The organism is Streptomyces sp. NPDC057280 (genome assembly GCF_042668605.1).
Taxonomy (GTDB): Bacteria; Actinomycetota; Actinomycetes; order Streptomycetales; family Streptomycetaceae; genus Streptomyces.
Genome location: NZ_JBHUYR010000001.1, coordinates 550,422 through 572,475 on the forward strand (window position 1 = coordinate 550,422; position 22,054 = coordinate 572,475).

The 22,054-nt window shown below is 71.9% G+C and carries 16 protein-coding genes; 7 read left to right on the forward strand and 9 right to left on the reverse strand.

The genetic code is table 11. The annotated features are described in order from the left end of the window. Window positions 1-24 precede the first annotated feature (24 nt). Window positions 25-1,419 (forward strand): M1 family metallopeptidase, encoded by a 1,395-nt coding sequence (locus ACFUO4_RS02435; protein ID WP_383479052.1) that lies wholly within the window; start codon window positions 25-27, stop codon window positions 1,417-1,419. Window positions 1,420-1,467: 48 nt separating this feature from the next. Here ACFUO4_RS02435 and ACFUO4_RS02440 read toward each other — a convergent pair whose 3' ends face one another. From ACFUO4_RS02440 to ACFUO4_RS02475, 8 genes are all read right to left on the reverse strand, one after another. Further along, on the reverse strand, window positions 1,468-2,595 hold the full coding sequence (locus ACFUO4_RS02440) for an NADH:flavin oxidoreductase (RefSeq protein WP_383479055.1): 1,128 nt from the start codon (window positions 2,593-2,595) through the stop codon (window positions 1,468-1,470). Between the two features lie 224 nt (window positions 2,596-2,819). After that, the gene (locus tag ACFUO4_RS02445; RefSeq protein WP_383479058.1) at window positions 2,820-3,563 is read right to left on the reverse strand and encodes an AAA family ATPase; all 744 of its coding nucleotides are present in this window, start codon (window positions 3,561-3,563) and stop codon (window positions 2,820-2,822) included. Then, entirely contained in the window at window positions 3,560-4,591 is a 1,032-nt protein-coding gene (locus ACFUO4_RS02450; protein ID WP_383479062.1) for an AvrD family protein, read from the reverse strand. Before ACFUO4_RS02450 ends, ACFUO4_RS02445 begins: the two co-directional genes overlap by 4 nt. After that, on the reverse strand, window positions 4,588-4,896 hold the full coding sequence (locus ACFUO4_RS02455) for a hypothetical protein (protein WP_383479065.1): 309 nt from the start codon (window positions 4,894-4,896) through the stop codon (window positions 4,588-4,590). Before ACFUO4_RS02455 ends, ACFUO4_RS02450 begins: the two co-directional genes overlap by 4 nt. 32 nt (window positions 4,897-4,928) lie before the next feature. Continuing rightward, the gene (locus tag ACFUO4_RS02460; RefSeq protein WP_383479068.1) at window positions 4,929-6,635 is read right to left on the reverse strand and encodes an acyl-CoA dehydrogenase family protein; all 1,707 of its coding nucleotides are present in this window, start codon (window positions 6,633-6,635) and stop codon (window positions 4,929-4,931) included. A gap of 1 nt (window position 6,636) precedes the next feature. Beyond that, complete coding sequence (locus ACFUO4_RS02465; protein WP_383479071.1) at window positions 6,637-7,758, reverse strand: Gfo/Idh/MocA family protein; 1,122 nt, start codon at window positions 7,756-7,758, stop codon at window positions 6,637-6,639. A 114-nt stretch (window positions 7,759-7,872) separates the two neighbouring features. After that, a complete protein-coding gene (locus tag ACFUO4_RS02470) occupies window positions 7,873-12,579 on the reverse strand; it encodes an aminotransferase class I/II-fold pyridoxal phosphate-dependent enzyme (protein ID WP_383482235.1) in 4,707 nt (1,568 codons plus the stop codon). Between the two features lie 369 nt (window positions 12,580-12,948). Next, a complete protein-coding gene (locus tag ACFUO4_RS02475) occupies window positions 12,949-13,674 on the reverse strand; it encodes a TetR/AcrR family transcriptional regulator (RefSeq protein WP_383479073.1) in 726 nt (241 codons plus the stop codon). A gap of 333 nt (window positions 13,675-14,007) precedes the next feature. Between ACFUO4_RS02475 and ACFUO4_RS02480 the strand changes: the two genes are divergently transcribed. From ACFUO4_RS02480 to fabF, 5 genes are all read left to right on the forward strand, one after another. Further along, the gene (locus ACFUO4_RS02480; RefSeq protein WP_383482238.1) at window positions 14,008-16,266 is read left to right on the forward strand and encodes an MMPL family transporter; all 2,259 of its coding nucleotides are present in this window, start codon (window positions 14,008-14,010) and stop codon (window positions 16,264-16,266) included. Further along, window positions 16,263-17,285, forward strand: coding sequence for a hypothetical protein (locus ACFUO4_RS02485; protein WP_383479076.1), 1,023 nt, complete (start codon window positions 16,263-16,265; stop codon window positions 17,283-17,285). Before ACFUO4_RS02480 ends, ACFUO4_RS02485 begins: the two co-directional genes overlap by 4 nt. Before the next feature lie 188 nt (window positions 17,286-17,473). Further along, window positions 17,474-18,316: an IclR family transcriptional regulator gene (locus ACFUO4_RS02490; RefSeq protein ID WP_383479079.1), complete on the forward strand. Its 843-nt coding sequence runs from the start codon at window positions 17,474-17,476 to the stop codon at window positions 18,314-18,316. A gap of 116 nt (window positions 18,317-18,432) precedes the next feature. After that, on the forward strand, window positions 18,433-18,678 hold the full coding sequence (locus ACFUO4_RS02495; RefSeq protein ID WP_383479082.1) for an acyl carrier protein: 246 nt from the start codon (window positions 18,433-18,435) through the stop codon (window positions 18,676-18,678). 19 nt (window positions 18,679-18,697) lie between these two features. Next, window positions 18,698-19,960, forward strand: a complete 1,263-nt coding sequence (gene fabF, locus ACFUO4_RS02500; protein ID WP_383479085.1) for a beta-ketoacyl-ACP synthase II — start codon at window positions 18,698-18,700, stop codon at window positions 19,958-19,960. A gap of 89 nt (window positions 19,961-20,049) precedes the next feature. Here the strand turns inward: fabF and ACFUO4_RS02505 are convergent, their stop codons facing one another. Then, on the reverse strand, window positions 20,050-21,075 hold the full coding sequence (locus tag ACFUO4_RS02505) for an AraC family transcriptional regulator (RefSeq protein ID WP_383479088.1): 1,026 nt from the start codon (window positions 21,073-21,075) through the stop codon (window positions 20,050-20,052). 143 nt (window positions 21,076-21,218) lie between these two features. Between ACFUO4_RS02505 and ACFUO4_RS02510 the strand changes: the two genes are divergently transcribed. Next, complete coding sequence (locus ACFUO4_RS02510; protein WP_383482241.1) at window positions 21,219-21,980, forward strand: IclR family transcriptional regulator; 762 nt, start codon at window positions 21,219-21,221, stop codon at window positions 21,978-21,980. The last annotated feature ends 74 nt before the right edge of the window (window positions 21,981-22,054 follow it).

Sequence of the window (22,054 nt, forward strand, 5' to 3'; positions counted from 1 at the left end):
GCCCGTGTGACAGGATCCGCTGGCATGTCGTCGTTTCGTGCACCCGCGTGGTGGTCAACAGCCGTTCGCCGTCTGCTCGTTGTCCCCGTCACCGTTCTGGTGGCGGCAGGCGCCACCGGTGCCGCGCCGGCATCGGCACCGGCGCCCGAAGCCGGCACCGCGACACCCGACCGGCTTCGCTACGACGTGTCCCTGCGCGGCGACGCCGACGGCAGCCACTGGGCGGGCCACCAGCGGGTGTCGTTCAGGAACGCCTCCGACCAGCCCCTGCGTGAGGTGTACCTGCGTCTGTGGGGCAACGGCGACGACAAGTGCGGCACGCCTGGTGAGCCGAGCCCGGTCAAGCTGTCCCACATCCACGGCGGCACCGCGGGCCGGCTGAGCGTGAACTGCACCGCGCTGCGCATCACCCTCCCCCGCCCCCTCGCGCACGGCGAGCGGACGGCGCTCTCCTTCGACGTGTCCATCACGGTGCCCCACCGCAACGCCCGCTTCGGACGCGAGGACGCGTTCCGCTTCCTCGGCAACGCGCTGCCGGTGCTCGCCGTGCACGACGCGAAGGGATGGCACCTCGATCCGTACGTGTCGACCGGCGAGAGCTTCTACGCCCTGGCGAGCGACTTCCGTGTGCGGATCGACCACCCGTCAGCCCTCAAGGTCCCGGCCACGGGCCGCACGTGGACCAGCCACGGCGGTCCCGGACGCACGGTCACGCACAGCGTCGCCCGCCAGGTGCGGGACTTCGCGTGGGCAGCGGGCCCGTTCCGTACGGCGACGGACATCTCGCCCGGTGGTGTGCGCGTGAAGTCGTACTGGGCACCGAACACACCCCCGGCGGGTGTACGCCTCAACCGCAAGGACGGCGTCGCCGCCGTCGACCGGTTCGGCAGGGAGTTCGGCCGCTACCCCTACGGCGAGATCGACTTGGTGATGACCAAGGACTTCGGCGGCGGCATGGAGTACCCGGGCCTGGTCATCCTCGGCACCACCGAGGAAGGCGGCGCCGTCGTCCACGAGGTGGCCCACCAGTGGTGGTACGGCATCGTCGGCAACGACGAGTACGGCGCACCCTGGCTGGACGAGAGCTTCGCCCAGTACGCCAACTACCGCTTCTACGGCGTGGACACCCGCGACTGCTGGTCGGACGTCGACTGGCCGAGCCGGTCCACCGCGCTCACCGACTCGATGGCGTACTGGAGCACGCACCCGGGCACGTACCACCTCATCTACACGGCCGGCCCCTGTGCCCTGGCCGACCTGGAGCGCACCGTCGGAACCGACACGATGGCACGCCTCCTCAAGCGGTACGCCCACGACCACTGGTACGGCGTCTCCACGACCGCCGACTTCAAGAAGGCAGCGCAGTCCGTGACGGACAAGGACCTGACCGCCTTCTGGAGGAAGCACCGCATCCGGTGAGTCAGAGGGGCGCCGCACGCCGATGGCGAAGCCCCGACCCGCGTGCGCTCAGTGCAGGTCGAGGAGGGACTTGGCGGAGAACGGGCGCAGTTCGCCCTGGCGGCCGTCGCGGATCTTCGCCACCCACTCCGGGTCCGAGAGCAGCAGCCGCCCGACGGCCACGAGGTCGAACTCGTCCCGCTCCATGCACGCCACCAGACGGTCCAGGGAGCCGTTCGCCGCGCCCTTGCCCTCGATGAGCGCGCTCAGGAACTCGCTGTCGTCGAGCCCGACGGAGCCGACGGCGACCGTCGGCAGACCGGTCAGCTTCTTCATCCAGCCCGCCAGCGAGAGGTCCGAACCGGGGAACTCCGGCAGCCAGAACCGCCTGGTCGAGCAGTCGATCACGTCGACGCCCGCCTCGATCAGCGGGCCGAGCATCAGTTCCAGTTCATCGGGGGTGGCCGCCAGCCGGGCGCCGAAGTCGCCGACGGTCCACTGGGAGATCCGCAGGAAGAGGGGGAAGTCGTAGCCGACCGCGGCCCGGCACGCCGCCACCAGCTCGGCCGGGAAGCGGGTGCGGCCGCCGAGGTCACCGCCGTATCCGTCGGTGCGTGTGTTGATCTCGGGGCGGAGGAACTGGTCGATCAAGTAGCCGTGTCCGCCGTGCAGTTCGAGCCCGTCGAAGCCCAGTCGCTGTGCGTCCGCGGCGGCCTGGGCGAACGCGGCGATCACCTCGGCGATGTCGGCCTCGGAGAGCGTGCCGGGCCCGGCGGCGGGCACCTGCGGGTCGGGCACGGCGTCGCCCTTGCGTTCCAGGCCGGCGTGCCACAACTGCGGGATGATGCGCCCGCCTTCGGCGTGGACCGCTTCCACGACCCGGGCCCAGCCCGCGAGGGCGTCCTCGCCGTGGAAGCGCGGCACGGTGGTGGTGGGGGCGGCCGCGGGGTGGCCGACGACCGTGCCCTCGGTGACGATGAGCCCGACGCCGCCCCGGGCCCGGCGCGCGTAGTACTCGGCGACCTCGGGGCCGGGAACGCCGTCGGGCGAGAAGTTGCGCGTCATCGGCGCCATGACGACACGGTTGGGCAGGCGCAGCCCACCGAGCGCGAACGGGCGGAACAGGGGCGCCACCGCGGGGACGGAGGCGGGCGCGGGGGCAGTCGTTCGGGGGGCGGAGGCGGTGGTACCGGGCATGAGGGCTCCCTCGGTTGCGGAGGTCGGACGTCAGGGGGTCGGGTGGGGCGCGGGGCGGACGGACCGGGGTGATGGGCTGCAGTGCGGGGGCTCGCCGGGGAACTGCGCCAAGCGGCGCGCAGGGGACACAGGCCGGGCTGCTCCCCCGGCGCGCAGGAGGCACAGGTCGGGCTGTTCCCCCGGCACGCAGGAGGCACAGGCCGGGCAACTCCCCCGGCGCGCCCTCAAGCTGAGCGGCGCTCCGCGGCCCGCGCGGTCCGGAGGTAGGCGTCGGCGGTGTCCCGGCGGGCCAGTTCCCCCGCGCGTTCCAGGCTCATCCGCGCGGGCAGGCCGAAGATGTCGACGATGGTGGCGAGGCGGTTCTCGAGGGTGCCGCCGACGACGTGGTACGGAATGCCCAGCTCGTCGAGCGTGTCGCGCAGCAGCTCGTCGGACATGCTCCGGAAGCGCTCGGACACCGGGCGGTGCCCGTCGGCGACCAGGTCGAACTCCACCGGCAGATGGATGAAGACGTCGTAGGCCCGGCGCGCGTGGTCCTTCAGCACCGCGCCCAGGGCGTCGATCACCTCCTCGTAGAAGTCCGGCGCCGCTCCCCCGGTCTCGTGGCCGTCGGTGGGATGGATCCCGGCGCGGACGCGCACCTTGCCGTACACCCACTCGTGCAGGGAGGAACCGTCGGAGACGAAGCCGTCGGGGAGGTGGGACTCGTGCACGGCCCGCTCGGTGAACCGGTGGACGCCGAGCTGGACCAGTTCGGCGGCCGTGCACTCCTCCAGGCGTCTGCCCGGCAGCACGTCGGCCAGGATCTCGCGCATGGTCCGGGCGTGGGTGCGCGGTACTCCCGTGAGGTGGGCGAGGGCGATGGTCGTCGTGGTCTTGCCCGTGCTGTACGTACCGGAGATGGCCAGACGCCGCATGGACGTGCGATTGCGTTCCGGGCGCGCCGGTGTGGGGGCTGTGGTCGTCATCGTGGTCCTCGGTCGGGTAGTCGGTGTGCCACGGAGAACCCTCCGGTGATGCCGTGGAAGGCGTAGCCGAGTTCGCAGACCCGCCAGGTGTCGTCGCCGATGATCAGCAGGCGGGTGTCCTCGATGCGCGCGTGCACGGGGAAGGCGTGATCCAGTGCCCGCAGCGGCATACGGGTGGACAGGGCTGCCTTGCGCAGCCAGAGGGTGTCGCTGTCACCGCGGTCGATGCCGTCGAGTTCGTACAGCAGGACCTGGGCGAGCTGGCCCGTCACGGTGATGGCGTCGATCATGGACGCGCTGGGCAGGTAGGCGGACTCCATTCCGGTGGGCGGGAGTCGGCACTCGCCGGGCGCGGGTGTGATGCGGACGGTGGCGTCCACGCGTCCCGCGTCCCGGTCGACGGTCAGATGGGTGACCTGCTGGTGGCGGTGGCGGAAGAGCTCGGCGAAGTACCGCCGCCACGGCTCGCCGAGGGCTTCCTCGGCGCTCAGGTGACGGGCTTCGGCCTGGTCGGGCCGGTACCCGCCCGCCACTTCGTGCCGGACCTCGCACCGGACCTCCATCGAGCCGATCCGGACGTCCAGGAAGGAGGTCAGCAGGCCGTCGGCGACGCGCTCCGACTCGGCGGGGCGGAGGACGCCGTGCACGGGGATGTCGGCTAGGTCCTCCTGCGGATGGACGCCGGCCCGCAGGCGTACCGCGCGCAGCCACATGCGGGAGCGGGCACCCGCGTCGAGGCCGTAGGCGTGGCCGAGCAGGATCTCGGCGAGCTGCGCGCCCAGGGCCAGGCTGTCGATGCTGCTGAGGTGCGGGAGGAGCTCGCCGGTGCCCTTCGCGGACCAGTGGGCGGGGTACGTCACGGACGCGTGGGCGGTCGCCTCGGTGGCGTCGGTCCGGCGGGAGACCCGGATGGTCTCCAGCCGGTGCCGCACACGACGGAAGCCGGCACCGAAGTAACGGTGCTCGCCGGGCCCGAGATAGTCGTCGATGGCGGCGACCATCAGCCGGGCCCCGGCCGGGCGCGTCACGGGCGCCTCGTGGGAACGGCACGGACGGGTGGGCGGTTCACCCAGGGGGCGACCATCAGCCGCTGGAACATCTCGTGCGAGGAGAGCAGGAGCGTGGCGGCGGGCGGCGGCAGGGGGGTCGTGCGACTGGGGCCCGCGGGCGGCAGCAGGGCTGTCGTGCGACTGGGGTCCGCCGGCGGCAGCAGGACTGTCGGGCGATCGGTGTCCGCCAGCGGGAGCAGGACACTCGCGCGGTCGGGGCCCGCGGGCGGGGGCGGCGGGGTGGAGTACCGGGTGGTGGTGGGGCGTGGCGTGGCGGCGTGCATCACGAGCCTCCTGTCGGGTCCGTGGGCGGGGGTCACAGGCCGAGCAGGTCGTCGACGTGCCGGTCCCGGGAGAGCACCGCGCGGGCGATGCCGACGTGGTCCGGCTGGTCCGGCGCGTCGAGCTGGTCCCACAGGTCGCGCAGCCGGAACCGCGCGGCCGTGCAGTGGACGTCGGTGAGCCGCTGGTGACCGTCCTGTTCGGCCGTGGCGAGGGCGGCCGTGATGCCCAGCAGTTCGCGGGCGATACGGCCGAGCAGCAGCAGCGGGTACTGCTGAGAACCTGACTGCCGTCCCTTCGCCGCGCGGGTGCCGATCTCATGGCAGGCGGCGGCGAATCGGGCCAGGTCCTCCCGCAGGTCGTGCAGGTGACGGGCGTTGCGCGGGAAGAAGTTCTCGGTGGCCGGGAGCACGCCCGGCACGGCACCGTCCAGGAAGCCGCCGACCGGTTCGGTGTCCGCGTGATGCGCGAGGAGGGCCTGGGCCGCCTGGACGTCGAGCAGGTCGTCCACCCCACCGGCGGTGCGCAGCATCCTGATGTCCCTGTACGCCCGCTCCAGCGGCAGGGTCGGTGCCCCGCGCCGGCGTTTGGAGCGGTCCGTCTCCAGCCCTTCGCCGCCCAGGAGGGAGACCGTACGGTCCACGACCCTGGCGGCCGTCTCGGTGCAGAAGTTGCGGGCGGCCATGCGCTCGAACCAGCGGTCGCCGGGGGCCGGGGCGCCGAGACTCCAGCGCACCACGGCGTCCATGGCGCGTACGTCCGCCGCGTTGGCGGCGAGGGTGCGCTGGACGAGGTCGTACTCCCCCAGTCCGAGGCCGTCGACGCGCCGGCGCGCGGTGAACTCCCGCGACCAGCGCAGGCAGTTGCGGGCCAGGGCGAGGGCGGGGGCCGCCTGGATGAGCAGCCGCGCGGTCAGGAAGGCCGAGGTCCGTTCCGGGGTGCGGCGGGGGTCGCCGTGGGCGACGGTGATCACGTGGTCCCTGGGGACCGTGACCCCGTTCAGGCGCAGCCAGCCGTTGGGCAGGCCCCGTACGCCCAGGTACTCCAGGCCGGCGCGGACCTCGAAGCCGGGGCTGCGGGTGTCCACGACGGCGAGGCCGACGCGGGGGCCGTCCTCGTCGCGGACGGTCACGGTGACGCCCAGGAGGTCGGCGACGGGCCCGTTGCTGATGAACAGCTTGTCGCCGTTGAGGACGTACGCCGAGCCGTCGGGGGTGGGGGCGGCGGTCGTCCGCGGCCACTGGTTGGCCTGTCCGGCGGGCTCGGTGTCGGCGAAGCCGGAGATCATGCCCTCGCGGCTGCGGCGCCGGATCAGATCACGCAGTGAGCCGTGCGGCAGCGTCGGCAGCAGCGAGGTGGTGACCCCGATGCCGTTGTGGACGGCGAGCATGAAGCCGATCGCGACGGAGCGGGAGGCGACCGCCTCCACGGCCCGGAACAGCGCGTACGGTGTCAGCCCGAGCCCGCCGAGGTCCTCGCCGGCCGCCAGCCGGAAGGCGCCGAGGTCGCGCAGCCGCGCGATCACGTACGGCGGGATCTCGCCCTCCCGGTCGACGGCGTCCGGGTCGACCTCGGTGTCGAGGAAGGCCAGGAGCCGCTCCACCTCGGGCGGCTGCTCGACGCTCTCGGGCGCCAACGCGTCGCGCCAGGTGTTCCAGGACGGCGCGCCGCCGGTGAGGGCGGTCAGGAAGGTCGCCGTGGGCTGCGTCGCGGGGCGCGGTGCGAAGAGTTGGACGGTCATCTCATACCTCCCGGACCTGGCTCGTCGCGGCCTGGTCGGCGGAGCGGACGGTGTCGAGGAGCCGGTGCAGGCGCAGGCCGGTCTCGAAGTCGGGCACGGTGTGCGAGCCGCTGCGGATGTCGCGGGCCAGCGCGGCGTACAGCTCCGTCACATTGCGTACGGCGGTGTCCGGCACGTCCACGGCGGTCCGGCAGTCCGGCGGCACCGCCACCTCCCGGCGGCCGTCGGTGGCGGCGCTCTTGTCCTCGTACAGGCGGATGTCGCTGATCTGGATGCCGTGTCCCGCGGCGGGCCCTTCGGAGACGAGGGTCAGGGTGCCGCGGGTGCCGGAGAACTCCAGGCGGGTGCGGGCGGCGCCGGCCTTGCCGTCGTGGACGTGCACCGACACGGGGACGCCGGTGACCAGGAAGCCGCCGATGACGATGTGGTCGGCGGTGGTGACGCCGACGCTCTCCGCGGTGTCGGACACGGTCAGCCGGGGCTGCTGGACGGAGAGGGACGCCCAGAGCCGGCCGACGGATCCGCCCAGGAACTCCAGCAGGTCCAGGGTGTGCCCGCCGGCGACCTCCAGGGTTCCGGCGCCGGCCCGCCGGTCGAGGGTGTAGACGGCGTCGGAGGTGACGGTGCCGCCGGCTCCCTTGGCGCGGGTGGCGAAGACGTTGACCGCGGTGACCCGGCCGATGGCGCCGGAGGTGAGCAGGCGGCGGGCGTGGCGGGCGGCGGGCGCGTGCCGCGCCTGGAGGCCGACGGCCGCGTGAACGCCGGCCTGGCGGGCGGCCTCGGCCATCACCTCGGCTTCCTTGGTGGTGCGGCCCAGCGGCCATTCGCAGTAGACGTGCTTGCCGGCCTCCAGGGCGGGCAGCACCAGGTCGGCGTGGTCCGGTGTCTTCACCGCGACGACCACCAGGTCCACCTCGGGATGGCCGCTGAGACGGGCCGGGTCGGTGAAGGCGTGGGCGGCTCCGTACTGTTCGGCGGCGCGGCGGGCGCTGCCGACCCGTGTCGTGGCGACCGCCGTCACCTCGTACTCCGGCAGGGCCGCGAGGGCCGGCAGGTGGGCCGTCTTGGCCCAGCCCCGTTCGGTACCGGCGCCGATGACACCTACACGAATCGGTTCGGTCATGTTTCTTCCTCGTCTGGGGAGGGACGGGGGTGCGGGGGCGGGAGCGGGGCGCACCGGGGCGGAGCCGTCGGCGGGGGAACCTGGGGAGTCCGCCCCGGTGCCGTTCAGGAGGCGTCAGGAGGACAGCGCGGCCAGTTCCTCGCCGAGGATGCGGACCGCGGTGGTGATCTGCTCCTCGGTGTGCTCGGAGGTGATGAAGAACCGCAGCCGGGCGAGGCGTTCCTCGACCGCCGGGTGCAGGATCGGGTTGGCGCTGACGCCGCGGGCGTAGAGGCGGTCGGCCAGGAGCAGCGCCTTCGCGGAGTCGCCGGTGATCGCGGGCACGACCGGGGTGCCCTCGCTGGTGCCCACGTCGACGCCGGCCTCGGCGGCGAGCCGCAGGAACAGGGCCGCGTTGTCGTGCAGCCGGGTGACGCGCTCGGGCTCCTCGCGGATCAGCCGGAGGGCGGTGAGAGCGGCGGCCGCGGACGCCGGCGGCAGCCCCGCGCTGAACACGAAGCCCGGCAGGGTGTACCGGAAGTGCTCGATGAGCTCGTGCCGGCCGGCCACGTAACCCCCGCAGCTGGCCAGCGACTTGGACAGGGTGCCCATCCACACGTCCACGTCGTCGGGGTTGACACCGCTGAACTGGGCCATGCCGCCACCGGTCTTGCCCATCACGCCGATGCTGTGGGCCTCGTCCACCATGAGCAGGGCGTCGTGCCGCTGCTTGACGGCGATGAGCGCGGGCAGGTCCGCGGTGTCGCCGTCCATGCTGTAGACGCCCTCCACCACGATCAGCACCCTGCGGTAGCCGTCGCGCACATGGGTGAGGATGCGGTCGAGGGCCACCAGGTCGTTGTGCGGGAAGGGCTGGCGGGCGGCGCCGGACTGACGGCAGCCCTGGATGATGCTGTCGTGCGCGAGGGCGTCGTGCAGGATCAGGTCCTCGGGGCCCATCAGGTGCCCGATGACGGTGACGTTGGTGGCGTGCCCGCTGACCAGGCTCACGGCGTCCTCGGCGCCGACGAGTTCGGCGAGTCCCCGGTCGAGTTCGACGTGCAGCGGACGGTTGCCGGACAGGATGCGGGCGGCGGACACCGAGGAGCCGTAGCGTTCGACGGCCTCCTGGACGGCCGCGGCGACCGCCGGGTGGCCGGACAGCCCCAGGTAGTTGTAGCTGGAGAAGGAGATCAGCTCGCGGTCGGCCACCCGGGTGGTGTCGCGGATGGTGCCCTCGTGCGGCAGGAAGTACGGGTTGACGACGCCGGAGGACTCGATGCTCCGCTTGCGCTCCAGTGAGGCGAGGACCTCGGGGAACACCCGGACGTCGGCGGTCGCACCGCGCTCCTCCGTGCTGCGGGGCTGTTCGACCGGGGCCGGGGCGGCCGGTGCCGGAGCGACCGGGGCCGGGGCGGCGAACGCCGGCACCGGCTGCGTGACCGGCGGCGGGGCGGCGACGGGGTGCGCCGATGCTGTCGCGCCGAGGCGGTCCCCGAGGGTGGCGACCAGGTCGCCGATCGTGGCGATCTCCATCATCTCGGCGGCCTTGACCTGAATCTGCGGCCACCTGCCGCGCAGCCGGGTGGCCAGCTCCGCCAGCATGATCGAGTCGAATCCGAGGTCGGTGGCGAAGGCGTGCTCGGGCCGCAGGAAGTCCTCGGGGTAGGCGCTGACCTGGGATATCCCGGCGTATACGGCCGCCCGCACCTCGTCGGTGCCGACCTGGGCCGGTGCGGCGGCCGGTTCGAGCGCGGGGACCTGCGCCGCGTGTGCCGCGGGGGCTGCTTCGGGCAGCTTCTCCTGCGGGGGCTCCTGAACCGCGGTGGCCGTGGGGGCGGCCGCGTACGGCAGTGGTGTGCGAGCCGGGTCGAAGGACTGCAGCAGGGACACCTGGGCGTGCAGGAACTCGATGAGACCGCTCATCCTCGGCTCTCCGATCGGGTTGGTGGCGAGGGGGGAGGGAATGACCGTGCGCAAGCTCGGCTCGGGGGCGGAGACGGTGGACGGCGCGGGGGTGGCCGTGGCGGCAGGGCTGGAGATCACCGTGCGGTGCCGGGGGCGGCCGGTGCCGGTGTGGACGGTGTACACCGCCGTCTGCAACGGCGACGGCGGCAGGGACAGCAGCCGGCCCGTGTCGGCGGGGAACAGCGCGGCCGGGTCCAGCGGGGCCCCGGCCAGGGCGAGCCGGCCGAGCGCGGTGAGGAAGGCGCGGCCGTCGTCGGACCGGTTCGTCGTCAGGGGTACGAGTTCCAGGTCCGCTCCCGCGGCGCTGCGCCGGGCCATGCGCAGCAGGGTGTCGCCGCCGTAGATCTGCACGAGGAAGCGGGCGCCGGTCGCGGCGACCGACCGGACCGCGTCGGTGAACCGTACGGGGGCGGTGTTGTGACGGGCCCACAGATCCTTGATCTCCTGGGGTTCCCGGCACTCCTGGCCGCTGACGCCGGAGATGAAGGTGCAGGCGGGCTCGGTCAGCGGCAGGCCCGCGATCGTCTCCGCCATCACCTCGTCGGCGGCCGCGACCAGGGGTGAGTGGAAGGCGTGGGACACCCGCAGCCGGACCGCGGCGACGCCCTGCTCGGCGCAGTGGGCGCGCAGCGCCTCCACGTTCTCGACGCCGCCGCTGAAGACGAGTTGGCCCTCGTGGTTGTAGCAGGCGGGCCAGACACCCTCGACGGCCAGGGCGAGCCGCTCGGCCTCGGCGGCGGGGGCCTGCACGGCCAGCATGGCGCCGGTGCCGGACGGTACGGCGGCGGCCAGCGCCGCCCCCCTTCTGGTCATGAACCTGACAGCATCAGGGGCGGTGAACGCCCCGGCCGCGACCGCTGCGGGGAACTCGCCGACGCTGTGGCCGACCGCGACATCGGGCCGGATGCCGCAGGCGGCGAGCAGTTCGACGGTGGTGGCACCCGTGGTGCCCAGGCCCGGCTGGCACATGTCGGTCACCATCAGGGCGGCCTGGGCGTCGCTGTCGTCGGCGTCGCGCGCCTCCCACAGCAGTCCGGGCAGCGCGGCGGGCACCGTCTCGGACTCCTCGGCGGTCAGGGCGGCCAGTTCGGCCGCGCGGTGGGCGGCCGAGGGGAACCGCCGGACCAGGTCCGCCAGCATGCCGGGCCGCTGCGAGCCCTGCCCCGGAAAGGCGAAGGCGATCCGCCGCTCCTCCGCGGGCAGCGGCTTCGCCGCCGCGTGGACGCCGGGGGCCAGTTCCCCGACGGCTCCGTCCGCCAGGCGCCCCGCGGCGAGCTGGAGCCGGTCGAGGAGTTCCTCCCGGGTCGCGGCGACGAACGCGAGGCGAGCGGTGAGCAGATCGCGCCGGGCCAGGGTGTGGGCCACCTCGGCGGGCGTGGCGTCCGGGTCCGCGGCGACCGAGGCGCGGATGTCCTCCGCGTGCCGGGCGAGGTCCGCCACCGACCCGGCGGACAGCAGGAACAGCCAGGGCTCGTCGGGGAGTTGGCCGTCGGCCGGCTCCGGCTCGGCGGCCGGAGCGCCTTCCAGGACCGCGTGCACGTTGGTGCCGCCGAAGCCGAAGGAGCTGACGCCCGCCCGGCGCACGCCGTCGTGCGGCCACTCCTGCGCCGCAGTGGTCACGCGCAGCCCCGCGGCCGCCAGGTCCAGAGCACTGTTGACCTGCATCTCCGCGGGCTGCGGCGGTACGACACCGTGGTGCACGGCGAGCGCGGCCTTCACCAGCCCGGCCGCCCCGGCCGCGGACAGCGTGTGCCCGATCAGCGCCTTGGAGGAGGAGACGTAGCACGGCTGGTCGGAGCCGGACTCCGAGCGCAGCAGCCCGATGGCCTCGACCTCGGTCCGGTCGCCGACGGGCGTGCCCGTGCCGTGCGCCTCCAGCAGGTCGATCTGCCCGGGGGTGATCCCGGCGTCACGGTAGGCGGCGCGCAGCGCGGCGAGCTGGCCCTGCGCCTGCGGGGTCATCGGGCCGCCGCCCCGGCCGTCGTTGGCGGAGCCGACCCCGGTGACGACGGCGTAGATGCGGTCTCCGGCCGCGACGGCGTCCTCCACCGGGCGCAGCACCAGGATGGCGCCGCCCTCGCCGAGCACGAAGCCGTCGGCGCGCTCGTCGAACGGCCGGCACACCCCGTGCCGGGACAGCGCGCCGGACCGGGCGAAGCCGACCAGCGGCGTCGGGGACAGACCGATGTACACGCCGCCCACGAGGGCGATGGAACAGGCGCCCGAGCGCAGGCTGCGCACCGCCGCGTCCAGGGCCACGAGCGCCGAGGAGCAGGCCGCGTCCAGCGAGATGGAGGGACCGCCGAGGTCGAGGACTTCGCTGACGGTGCAGGGGACCATGTTCGCCAGAGCCCCGGGGATGGTGAAGGAGTTCATGGGCATCAGCGAGGAATCGGTCGCCTCGTGCAGCCGGTCCAGCAGCTCCGGGTCGCTCTGTCCGTCGTGGAAGGAGCCGTCCGCCAGCAGGTTGGCGGTGATGCGGGAGACGCTGATGTCCCGGTGGTCGAGCGAGGTCACCCCGGCGAAGACGCCCGTGCGGGACCGGTCGAAGCCGGTGCGCTCCCAGCCGGCGTCCTGAAGCGCCTCGCGCGCCAGGTCCACGAACAGCTTGGCCTGCGGGTCCATCGTGCGGGCCCGGCGGGGCGGGATGCCGTAGTGGGCGGGAGCGAACCGATCGACCTCGGGCAGGAACGCGACCTGGTCGGTGTAGACGCCGTGCGGCTCCCTGAAGTCGCCCGGCCGATAGTAGGCGGAGTGGTCCCAGCGACTCGCGGGGACCGCCGAGAACTGCGACTCGGCATTTACCAGCATTCTCCAGAACTCGCCGATATCGGCGGCCCCGGGAAATCGGCACGACATGCCGACGATAGCCATATCAGCCACGAACGCTACCTCGATCCACCTCGATTGCGAAAATGGCTCGACGTCACCAGAAGAAGGCGGCGGTAAAAGTAGGTGTGTCCGCCAACCGACGTCGACAACAGAGAGCTTGGCGGCGGTTGCGGAGCGTACGCAAGCGGTCTTCTCAACCAGTGGAAGAAAACCTGTGGGCGACTTGTGAACGGAATGAACATAACTCGAGGTGCCGATTGACCTGATGTTTTCCGTTCAGTGAGAAAGCGGCCCCGAAAGCGTGAACAGAGGGAGAAAATCACCGCACTTCACACCGGCGCCCGGCACCCTCGCGGCAACACGCGGGGGAACCGGGCGCGTACGAGCGCCGCGAACCGGGCGGCGTCCGCGTCAGGCCTCCGCGCCACCCCCCGCGGGACGCAGGCCCACCTGCTGGGCGAGCGCGACGACCGCCTTGCCGAAGAGGGCGTCGCGGTCGTCGATGACCCGGTTGAACTGCCCGAAGACCTCGAAGCTGATCAGACCGAACAGCTGCGCCCAGGCGGCGGCCAGACGGGGCGCGACCGGCCCCGGCAGGGTGCGGTCCGGCTCGTCCAGCAGCTCGCGGATCTCGTCGGCGACGACCGCGTCGCAGTCCGCCGCCGGGAGGTCCGGCTCGGCGAGGACGCCGGCGTCGTGGGCGGCCTCCGCCACCCCGAGCAGGACCAGCGCGACCCGGGAGGCCGGGGCCACGGTGTCCTCCGGGGCGGCATAGCCGGGTACGGGCGAACCGTAGATCAGCGCGTACTCGTGGGGATGCTTGAGCGCCCAGGCACGCACGGCACGGCAGACGTCGACCCAGGCCCGCAGCGGATCGGTCACCCCCGCGGCCGCGCAGGCGCGCTCGGCGGCCTGCCCGATGGCGTCGTAGGCATCGACGATGAGGGCCGTGAGCAGATCGTCCCGGCTGGGGAAGTAGCGGTACAGCGCCGACGAGACCATGCCCAGTTCGCGGGCGACCGCACGCAGCGACAGCCGCGCCGCACCCTCGGCGGCGAGCTGCCTGCGGGCCTCGCCCTTGATGGCGGCGGCCACCTCGGCGCGGACCCTCTCTTTGGCTCCTTGGATGACATCCATGAGGGCAGTCTGCCACCTGCGAGAGCACTGCCCAAGCATTAGAGCACTGCTCTCTTTATGAGAGCAGTGCTCTTGCACTGAAGCGGTGCTCGCTGTAAAACTACCGTCGACAGAGAGCAGTGCTCTCTGGTCAGAGCACTTGTCACACCTTCGTTCGCCCAGGTCAGCGGCGAGTCGAGCACAACCCTCCGCGGATCCGCAGCACGTCGCCGTGCTGCCGAGAGAGGCGCGCCACCGCTCCGCCCCGCACCACCGCTCTCCCCGTTCCACCCATCCAGCCCCGGCCGACCGCTGGCAGGCCCGCGGGCACAGCTGAAGAAAGGACCTCGCGTGATGGTCACTTCGGTGCCGTCCGGGAGCGACCGAAAGAAGCGTCGCGGCCCCTGGTTCACCCTTCTCGCCGGACTCCTGCTCTTACTGGTCGCCGGCGCAGCGAGCTCCGGGGTGCTGGACCACCTCAAGTCGGGCGGGTTCGACGATCCCGGCTCCGACTCCGTGGCCGCCGCCGAGGCGCTGGAACGCTCCTTCCCCGGCAGCCAGCCCAACCTCGTCATCCTGGTCAAGGACCCCAAGGGCGGACCCGGCAGCGCCGCGGCCCGCGCCAAGGCCGAGACCATCGACAAAACGGTCTCCGGGACCTCCGGCACCCGGGTCGTCGCCTCCTACTTCGACAGCGGCGACAAGAGCCTGCGCTCCGGGAACGCGGCCCTGATCCTCGTCCGGGTCGACGGCGACGAGAACAAGAGCATGCGAACCGCCGACACGCTGCACGAGAAGCTGTCGGACCCGGACGCTGCCGTCTCGGTCTCCTTCGGCGGCATCACCGCCATCAACAACGACATGAACAAGCAGGTCGAGAAGGACATCGTCGCCGCGGAGAGCATCGCCATCCCGATCACCCTGCTGCTGCTCGTGATCGTCTTCCGCGGTCTGATCGCCGCCCTGCTGCCGATGCTCCTGGCCGTGCTGACCATCGTCGGGGCACTGGCGGCCGTCAACGTCGCCGCCCAGGTCACCGACGTCTCCGTGTTCGCCGTCAACCTGATCACCGCACTGGGGCTGGGGCTCTCCGTCGACTACAGCCTGCTGATCGTCACGCGCTACCGGGAGGAACGCGAGGCCGGGCGCAGCAACGCCGACGCCCTGCGCGTCACCCGCGCGACCGCCGGCCGCACCGTGGCCGTCAGCGGTGCCGTCGTCGGCGCCGCCCTCGCCACGCTCCTCGTCTTCGACCAGTACTTCCTGCGCTCCTTCGCGCTGGCGGGCATCGCCGTGGTGCTGTGGGCCGCCCTCGGATCGCTGTACCTGCTGCCGGCGTCCCTGGTCCTGCTGGGCGACCGGATCGACGCCCTCGGCCGCCGCCGGCGCACCCGGCGCGCTCCGGCCGCCGACACCTTCTGGGGCCGGATGGCCGGCCTCGCCTTCCGCCGTCCCGTCCTGCTCGCCACCCCCGTGATCGCCCTGCTGCTGCTCATGGCGGTGCCCTTCACCGGCGCCCAGTTCGGCGTGCCGGACGAGCGGGTGCTGCCCACGGACACCGAGAGCCGCATGGTGACGGAGGCCGTGCGCGACGACTTCGGCGCCGACGACGACCGCGCGCTGAACGTGGTCTCCGAACAGTGGAAGGGCACCGACGCCGATCTCGCGCGCTACTCCGCGGACCTGTCCGAGACCCATGCGGTCACCCGGGTCGTCAGTGCCGCCGGGGTGTTCCGCGACGGCTCCCGGCTGGCCCCGCTCGACCCGCGCACGGCCGCTTCCTTCCAGGACGGTGACGCGGTCCGCCTCCAGGTGCAGACGGACGTGGTCCCCTACTCCGAACAGGGCGGTGACCTGGCCCGCGCCGTCCGCGCGGTCGATCCGCCCGGCGGCAACGAGGTCCTGGTCGGCGGTCAGGCGGCCCAGCTGGTCGACATCACCCACTCCATCGCCGGCAAGCTGCCCCTGGCCATGGTCCTGATCAGCGTCCTGAGCCTGCTGTTCCTGTTCCTGCTGACGGGCAGTGTGCTGATGCCCGTCAAGGCGCTGCTGTTCAACGGCCTGAGCCTCGTCGGCATCCTCGGCGTCGCGGTCTGGGTCTTCGTCGACGGCCACCTCTCCGGCCTGCTCGGCTTCACCCCGTCACCGCTCGCCGTGTCGATGCCGGTCCTGGTGTTCTGCATCGCCTTCGGCCTGTCCATGGACTACGAGGTCTTCCTCGTCGCCCGCATCAAGGAACGCTACGACCGCACGGGGCAGCTGGAGAGTTCCGTACGGGAGGGACTGGGCGCCAGCGGCCCCGTCATCACGGCCGCCGCGGCCATCCTCGCGGTGTCCTTCTTCGCCATGCTCACCTCGGGCGTCTCCCTGATCAAGATGTACGGCATGGCCACCGGCCTCGCCATCGTGCTGGACGCGGTCCTGGTGCGCGGGGTGCTGGTGCCGGCCTTCATGCGGGCCGTCGGCCCCTACAACTGGTGGGCCCCGGCCCCCCTCAAGGCACTCCACCGCCGGTTCGGCATCAAGGAATCCGCCGAGGTGGAGCCCGCACCGGCAGCGCTGCAGCACCTCACTTCCGCCATCGAGCCCCAGACGACGGGATCACGGCCGTGACCGAGACCGACAGCACCCCCACCTACCCCCTCGACCGCCTGCGCAGGGTCGCGGCCACAGCCGCCCGGGCGGCCAACGCCCACAACACCCAGCCCTGGGACCTGCGTTACCGCACCGATCATGTCGAGCTGGGCTGGCGAGCGGAGTACGCGCTGGGCCCCAGCGACCCCTCGCACCGCGACCTCAGGCTGTCGCTGGGCACCTACATCGAGTCCCTGCTGATCTGCGCCGCCGAGGCCGGGATGGCTCTCCGCTTCGAGCCCGACTACGACGCCGGCGCCGCCCGCGTGGGGCGGATCGTCCCCGGTGAATGGCTCGAGCAGAGCCCCCGGTCGACGGCCGACATCGAGGCCCGCCGCGTGTGGCGGGGCTCCTGGACCTCGCAGCAGGTGCCCCAGGCCGTGGTCGACCGCTGCCTCAAGACCGCCGAGGAGGCCGGATTCCGGGTGGCCGTCGTCCCCACGGACGCCGCCCGGCCGCTCCTGATCCGCGCCTACCACTGGTTCTTCGGCCACGCCGGCATCGCCCGGGAACTGCTGGCCTGGGCCAGGCTCTCCCCCCGCCACCCCGACTACCGGCGGGACGGCCTCAACGACGTGATGCTGGTCCTGAACAAGGCCGAGGCCGCCGCCATGCGGACGTTCTTCGCCCCCGCCGTGTACCGGGCGCTGCGGCCTCTGGGGCTGGTCCGGCTGCTGACCACCCTGTCCTCCAGCGCGACCAGCGGTGACGGCGTCGTCATGGTCATCCTCGGCCAGGACGACGATCCGGCCGACGAGGTCGAGGCCGGGCGGCTGGTGACCCGGCTGTGGCTGGACCTGTTCCAGGACGGGATCTACGTCCATCCGCAGAGCCACGTCATCGACTGCCCCGACACGGTCGGCGACCTGACCCGGCTGTGCGGGGGCCGGGGCGGCGAGCGTCCCCTGGTCTTCTTCCGGGTCGGCTATCCCACCACCGATCCCGCGGCCCGGCCCCGCCACCCGCGCCGCGGGCCGGCGGCGACAGCGGCCTCCTGAATTCCTTCCGTCCGCCCGGTCCGGCCGGCACCGGGCGGACGGAAGGTGAATTCCCCTCGACGCCGATCGGTGCGTCAGAGAGCAATTCGGCAGCAGAGAAACCATGGGAGATCCCCGACCGCAGCACCGCATCCACCCGCGAACGACCAACACCGTTTCGCGATGAACGAGAAAGGGGATCCTGTCGAATGTCCACGCCACACGCCCCGGCGGACCGTTCCGTCGTCGAACGCACACTGGGTGTCCTGGGCGCCTTCGACACCGCCCATGTGAGTCTGACCGTGAGCGAGATCAGCGGACGGTCGCAAATACCCGTGGCCACGACCTACCGCATTGTCTCGAAACTCGTTTCCTGGGGGGCGCTGGAACGCACGGAGGACAACAGGTACACGATCGGCCTTCGCCTGTGGGAACTCTCCCAGCTGGCTCCCCGGCACTCCGAGCTCCGCGCAGCGGCCGTCCCCGCCATGTTCGCCCTGCGCTCCACCACGCGAGGCGCCGTCCTGCTCTCCGCACGGGAGGGCACCGAGGGCATCTGCCTGGAGAGCGTCTCCGGCAGCGCCCGGCCCCTGCACCGCTCGTGGTCCCGCGGGCACCGCTTCCCCCTGCACGCCACGGCATGCGGCCGGGTCCTCCTCGCCGCCGCCGGCACCGCCGTCCAGGACGAGCTCTACGGCGGCGACCTGCGGACGTACACGGAGCGCACCGTCCACGCCCCCTCCGTCCTGCGCGACCTCGTCGAAGACACCCGGCGGCAGGGATACGCCGTGTCCGACGGCGAGTTGCTGGACGGCGTGGTGGAGGTCGCCGCGCCGATCCACGGCGGGAACGGAGCCCTACTGGGCGCCATCGGTCTGATCACCGTAGGCAGGGCGTCCACCGCCGTCCCGGATGCGGTCGGTCCCCTGCTGGCGGCCGCCCGGCGTGTCTCGCGGTCCCTCGCCGGCCTCACGTCACCCCATGGCAACGCGGTGCCGTCACCGCGTAGGGCCCGGTCCCGCATGCAACGGCCCCAGGGCGCCTGCGCCTAGAACCCGGCGGCCGCCGTCCGTCCCACCCACGCCGCACCCGTCCCCTTCCCCTCCCCCCTCTTTCCCGGACACCGGCTTGCCGACAGCAACGCCGTCACGCGCACGAGGAGACGCACATGAACGCCGTACAGGAAGAAGTCCGCAGCGGTCTGGCCGACATCGTCAACGAGATCGCCGGAGTCCCGCACGAGGAGGTGCTCCCCGACAAGAACTTCGCCGACGACCTCGACGTCGACTCCCTGTCCATGGTCGAGGTCGTGGTCGCGGCGGAGGAGCGGTTCGGGGTGACCATCCCGGACGAGGCGGCCGGCCGCATGAAGACCGTGAGCGACGCCATCGACTACATCCTCGCCCAGCACTGACGACTTGGGAGTCATCCTCATGCAACCGACTGATCGCAAGGTGGTCGTGACCGGCGTCGGTACCACCACACCGCTGGGCGGCGACAGCACCACCACGTGGCAGGGACTCACGGCGGGCCGTTCCGCCGTACGGCTGCTGACGCACGCCTGGGCTGCCGACACCCCCGTGAAGATCGGCGCGGAGATCGCGGTGGACCCCGCCGAGTGCCTGTCCAGGACCGAGGCCCGCAAGCTCGACCGCTCCGCACAGTTCGCCCTGATCGCGGCGCGCGAGGCCTGGGCCGACGCCGGCTTCACCGCACCGGCGGGCATCGACACCTCCGTCAACCCCGACCGGCTCGGCGTGGTCGTCGCCTCCGCCATCGGCGGCGTGACCTCCATGCTCCAGCAGTACGACATCCTCCGGGACCAGGGCTTCCGCAAGGTGTCGCCGCACACCATCCCGATGATGCTGCCCAACACGCAGGGCGCCAACGTCGGACTGGCCCTCAACGCCCGGGCCGGAGTGCACTCGCCCGTCAGCGCGTGCGCCTCAGGCGCCGAGTCGGTCGGATACGCCATCGACATGATCCGCACCGGCCGGGCCGACATCGTCGTGGCCGGTGGCACGGAGGCGGCGATCCACCCGCTGAACATGGCCGGCTTCGGCAACATGATGGCGATGTCCAAGCGCAACGACGATCCGGCCGCCGCCTCACGGCCGTACGACGCGAACCGCGACGGCTTCGTCATCGGTGAGGGCGCCGGTGTGGTCGTCCTGGAGTCGGCGGAGCATGCCAGGCGGCGCGGTGCCCGCGTCTACGCCGAGGCCGTCGGCCAGGGGCTCTCCGCCGACAGCCACCACATCACCCAGCCCGAACCGACGGGCCGCGGCATCGCCGCCGCGCTCACCGCGCTGCTGGACTCCAGTGACCTGAGGACGGCCGAGGTCGTGCACGTCAACGCGCACGCGACATCGACGCCCCGGGGCGATGTGGCCGAGGTGAAGGCCCTGCGCAAGGTCCTCGGCGACGACATGGACCATGTGGCGGTGTCGGCCACGAAGTCCATGACGGGGCATCTCCTCGGCGGAGCCGGGGGTGTGGAGACCGTGGCGACGGTGCTGGCCCTGCATCACCGGCTCGCTCCGCCGACCATCAACCTCGACGACCTCGACCCGGAGGTCGATGCCGATGTGGTGCGCGGCGAACCACGGCCGCTGCCCGACGGGCCGATCGCAGCCCTCAACAATTCGTTCGGCTTCGGTGGTCACAACGTGGTGCTCGCCTTCCGCACGGTGTGATCCGCGGAAGCCGCCCGACGGTCCGCTGTCGGGAGTGGCCGCCCGACGCACGCGAACGCCAGTCTCCTCAGAAGACGGAACTAGATCAACTACCCTTCCGGAGAGTGGAAAGCGGATCGGAATTGACTTCCGGTACAACTTCCCCCGAATTGGTTACCGCCCGGTTTAGAACCGGTCGGTAACACCGCCTCAGGGCCATCGGCGACGTTTGCCGGTGGCCCAATGAGCGTTCCGCTGCTCCGCCGAAAAGCCCCCGGCGTCATATTCACCCGACGTATGAAGAACTTGGTGAAGTTCGTAACCTCGGTGAACCCCAACTGGCGGGCCACGGCGCCGATGGGCAGACGCGTATGCACCAGCAGGCGACGCGCTTCGAGTGCCACCCGGGCGTCGATGATGTTCTTGGCGGTGGCGCCGGCGACGGCCCGGCACGCACGGGACAGGGCGCGGGTCGTGCAATTCAGCGCGGCGGCGTAGTCCTCCACCTGTCGGGTGGTGCGGTAGGAGCGCTCCAACTCCTTCCGGAACCGTACGAACAGCTCCCCCCAGGCGCTGTCGGCAACCGGCACGAGCAGTGTTCCGCCCTCGTGCTTCGACCTGCATATCTCATGGCATCTCAGCAGGAAGACCGCCAGCAGGTGTTTGAGGATGTCCTCGCCCAACGCCCCTTCGGGCCGCTGGAATTCTTCCCGCATGAGGGACAGGACCCGCCCGAGGACGCCCAGTTCACGCTCGCCCAGCCGCCAGTGCGAAGGCCGCAGCACATCGTCGAGCATCCCCAGGCGCTCGCTCATGCGCGGGGGAAACGCCTCGGTGAACATGATGAGATCGCCCGTCAGATCATGCTGCGGCATGGCCTGGACCACCTGGTTCGGCCGGATCCACAGCAGGCTTCCCGGACGGCACTCGAAGCGCGTGGAGTCGAGCGAGAAAGTTCCGGTCCCCTGGGTGACCAGCAGGAGCTGATGGAATTCCAGCCGGTGCGGGGAGGCGAGGAACTCCCGCGGAACCGAGCTCAGCAGTTCCTGGAAAGAGGTCACCGTGATACCGGATCCCGACCGGCACACCGGGGTGTAGGGCACAACAGGGATCGGCAAGGAGTCGAAATCGACCATAGGACTTCCGGAATCAACCTTTCTCGTGTCACTTGAAGGTTTAATCATAGAGGTGGCCGCCCGTCGCCAGATCCCATCTGGCGTTCGCATGAGTCGAGTTCACTCGGCTTGTGCGCACACGAAAGGAACAAGACGGGATGACCATGCCTCATTCCGGCACGCCGGAGCGCTCGGTCGTCGACCGCGCCCTGAGCGTTCTCGGAGCGTTCGACCGGCAGAACCGCACTTTGACTTTGAGTGACATCAGTCGGCGGTCGGGCCTCCCACTTGCCACGGCACATCGCATCGTGAACAAGCTGCACGGCTGGGGAGCGCTGGAGAGGAACGGGGACGGCAGTTACAGCATCGGCTTAAGGCTCTGGGAGACGGGAACGCTGGCGCCCCGTTGCTCACCGCTCGCCGAGGCGGCGCAGCCGTACCTGATGGAGCTTCACACCCGCACCGCGGCCGGGGCCTACCTCGTGATCCGCGATCGCGTCGAAGGGGTCTGTCTCTCGTTCGTGGTCAACGGCAGCGACTCCCTGATGAGTTGGATCGAGTCCGGGGACCGCATGCCCCTGCACGCCTGCGCCGCGGGACTGGTGCTACTCGCCCATGCCGAGGAATCCGTACAGAACGAGGTCTGCGCCGGGTCGCTGCGCGCGTACACCTCGGCGACCCCGAGCCAGGGCGCCGCGCTGCGGCAGACCCTCGCCAAGGTCAGACGCGAGGGCTATGCGGTCACCCAGCGCACCTGGGAACCCGACATCAGCAGCGTCGCGTCCCCCGTGCGCTCCGCCGACGGGACGGTGCTGGCGGCGGTGGCGGTGGTGGCCCCGGCGGCCACGTTCCATCTGGCGAAGCTGCTTCCCCCGGTGTCCGCCACGGCCGACGCCGTCTCCCAGCACCTCCGCGCCGCCGGGTGACGGGCCAGGCACCAGGGCACGCCGGAGCACTTCCCGACTCCGGGGCCACGGCACCCGGGCATCGAACGAGACGG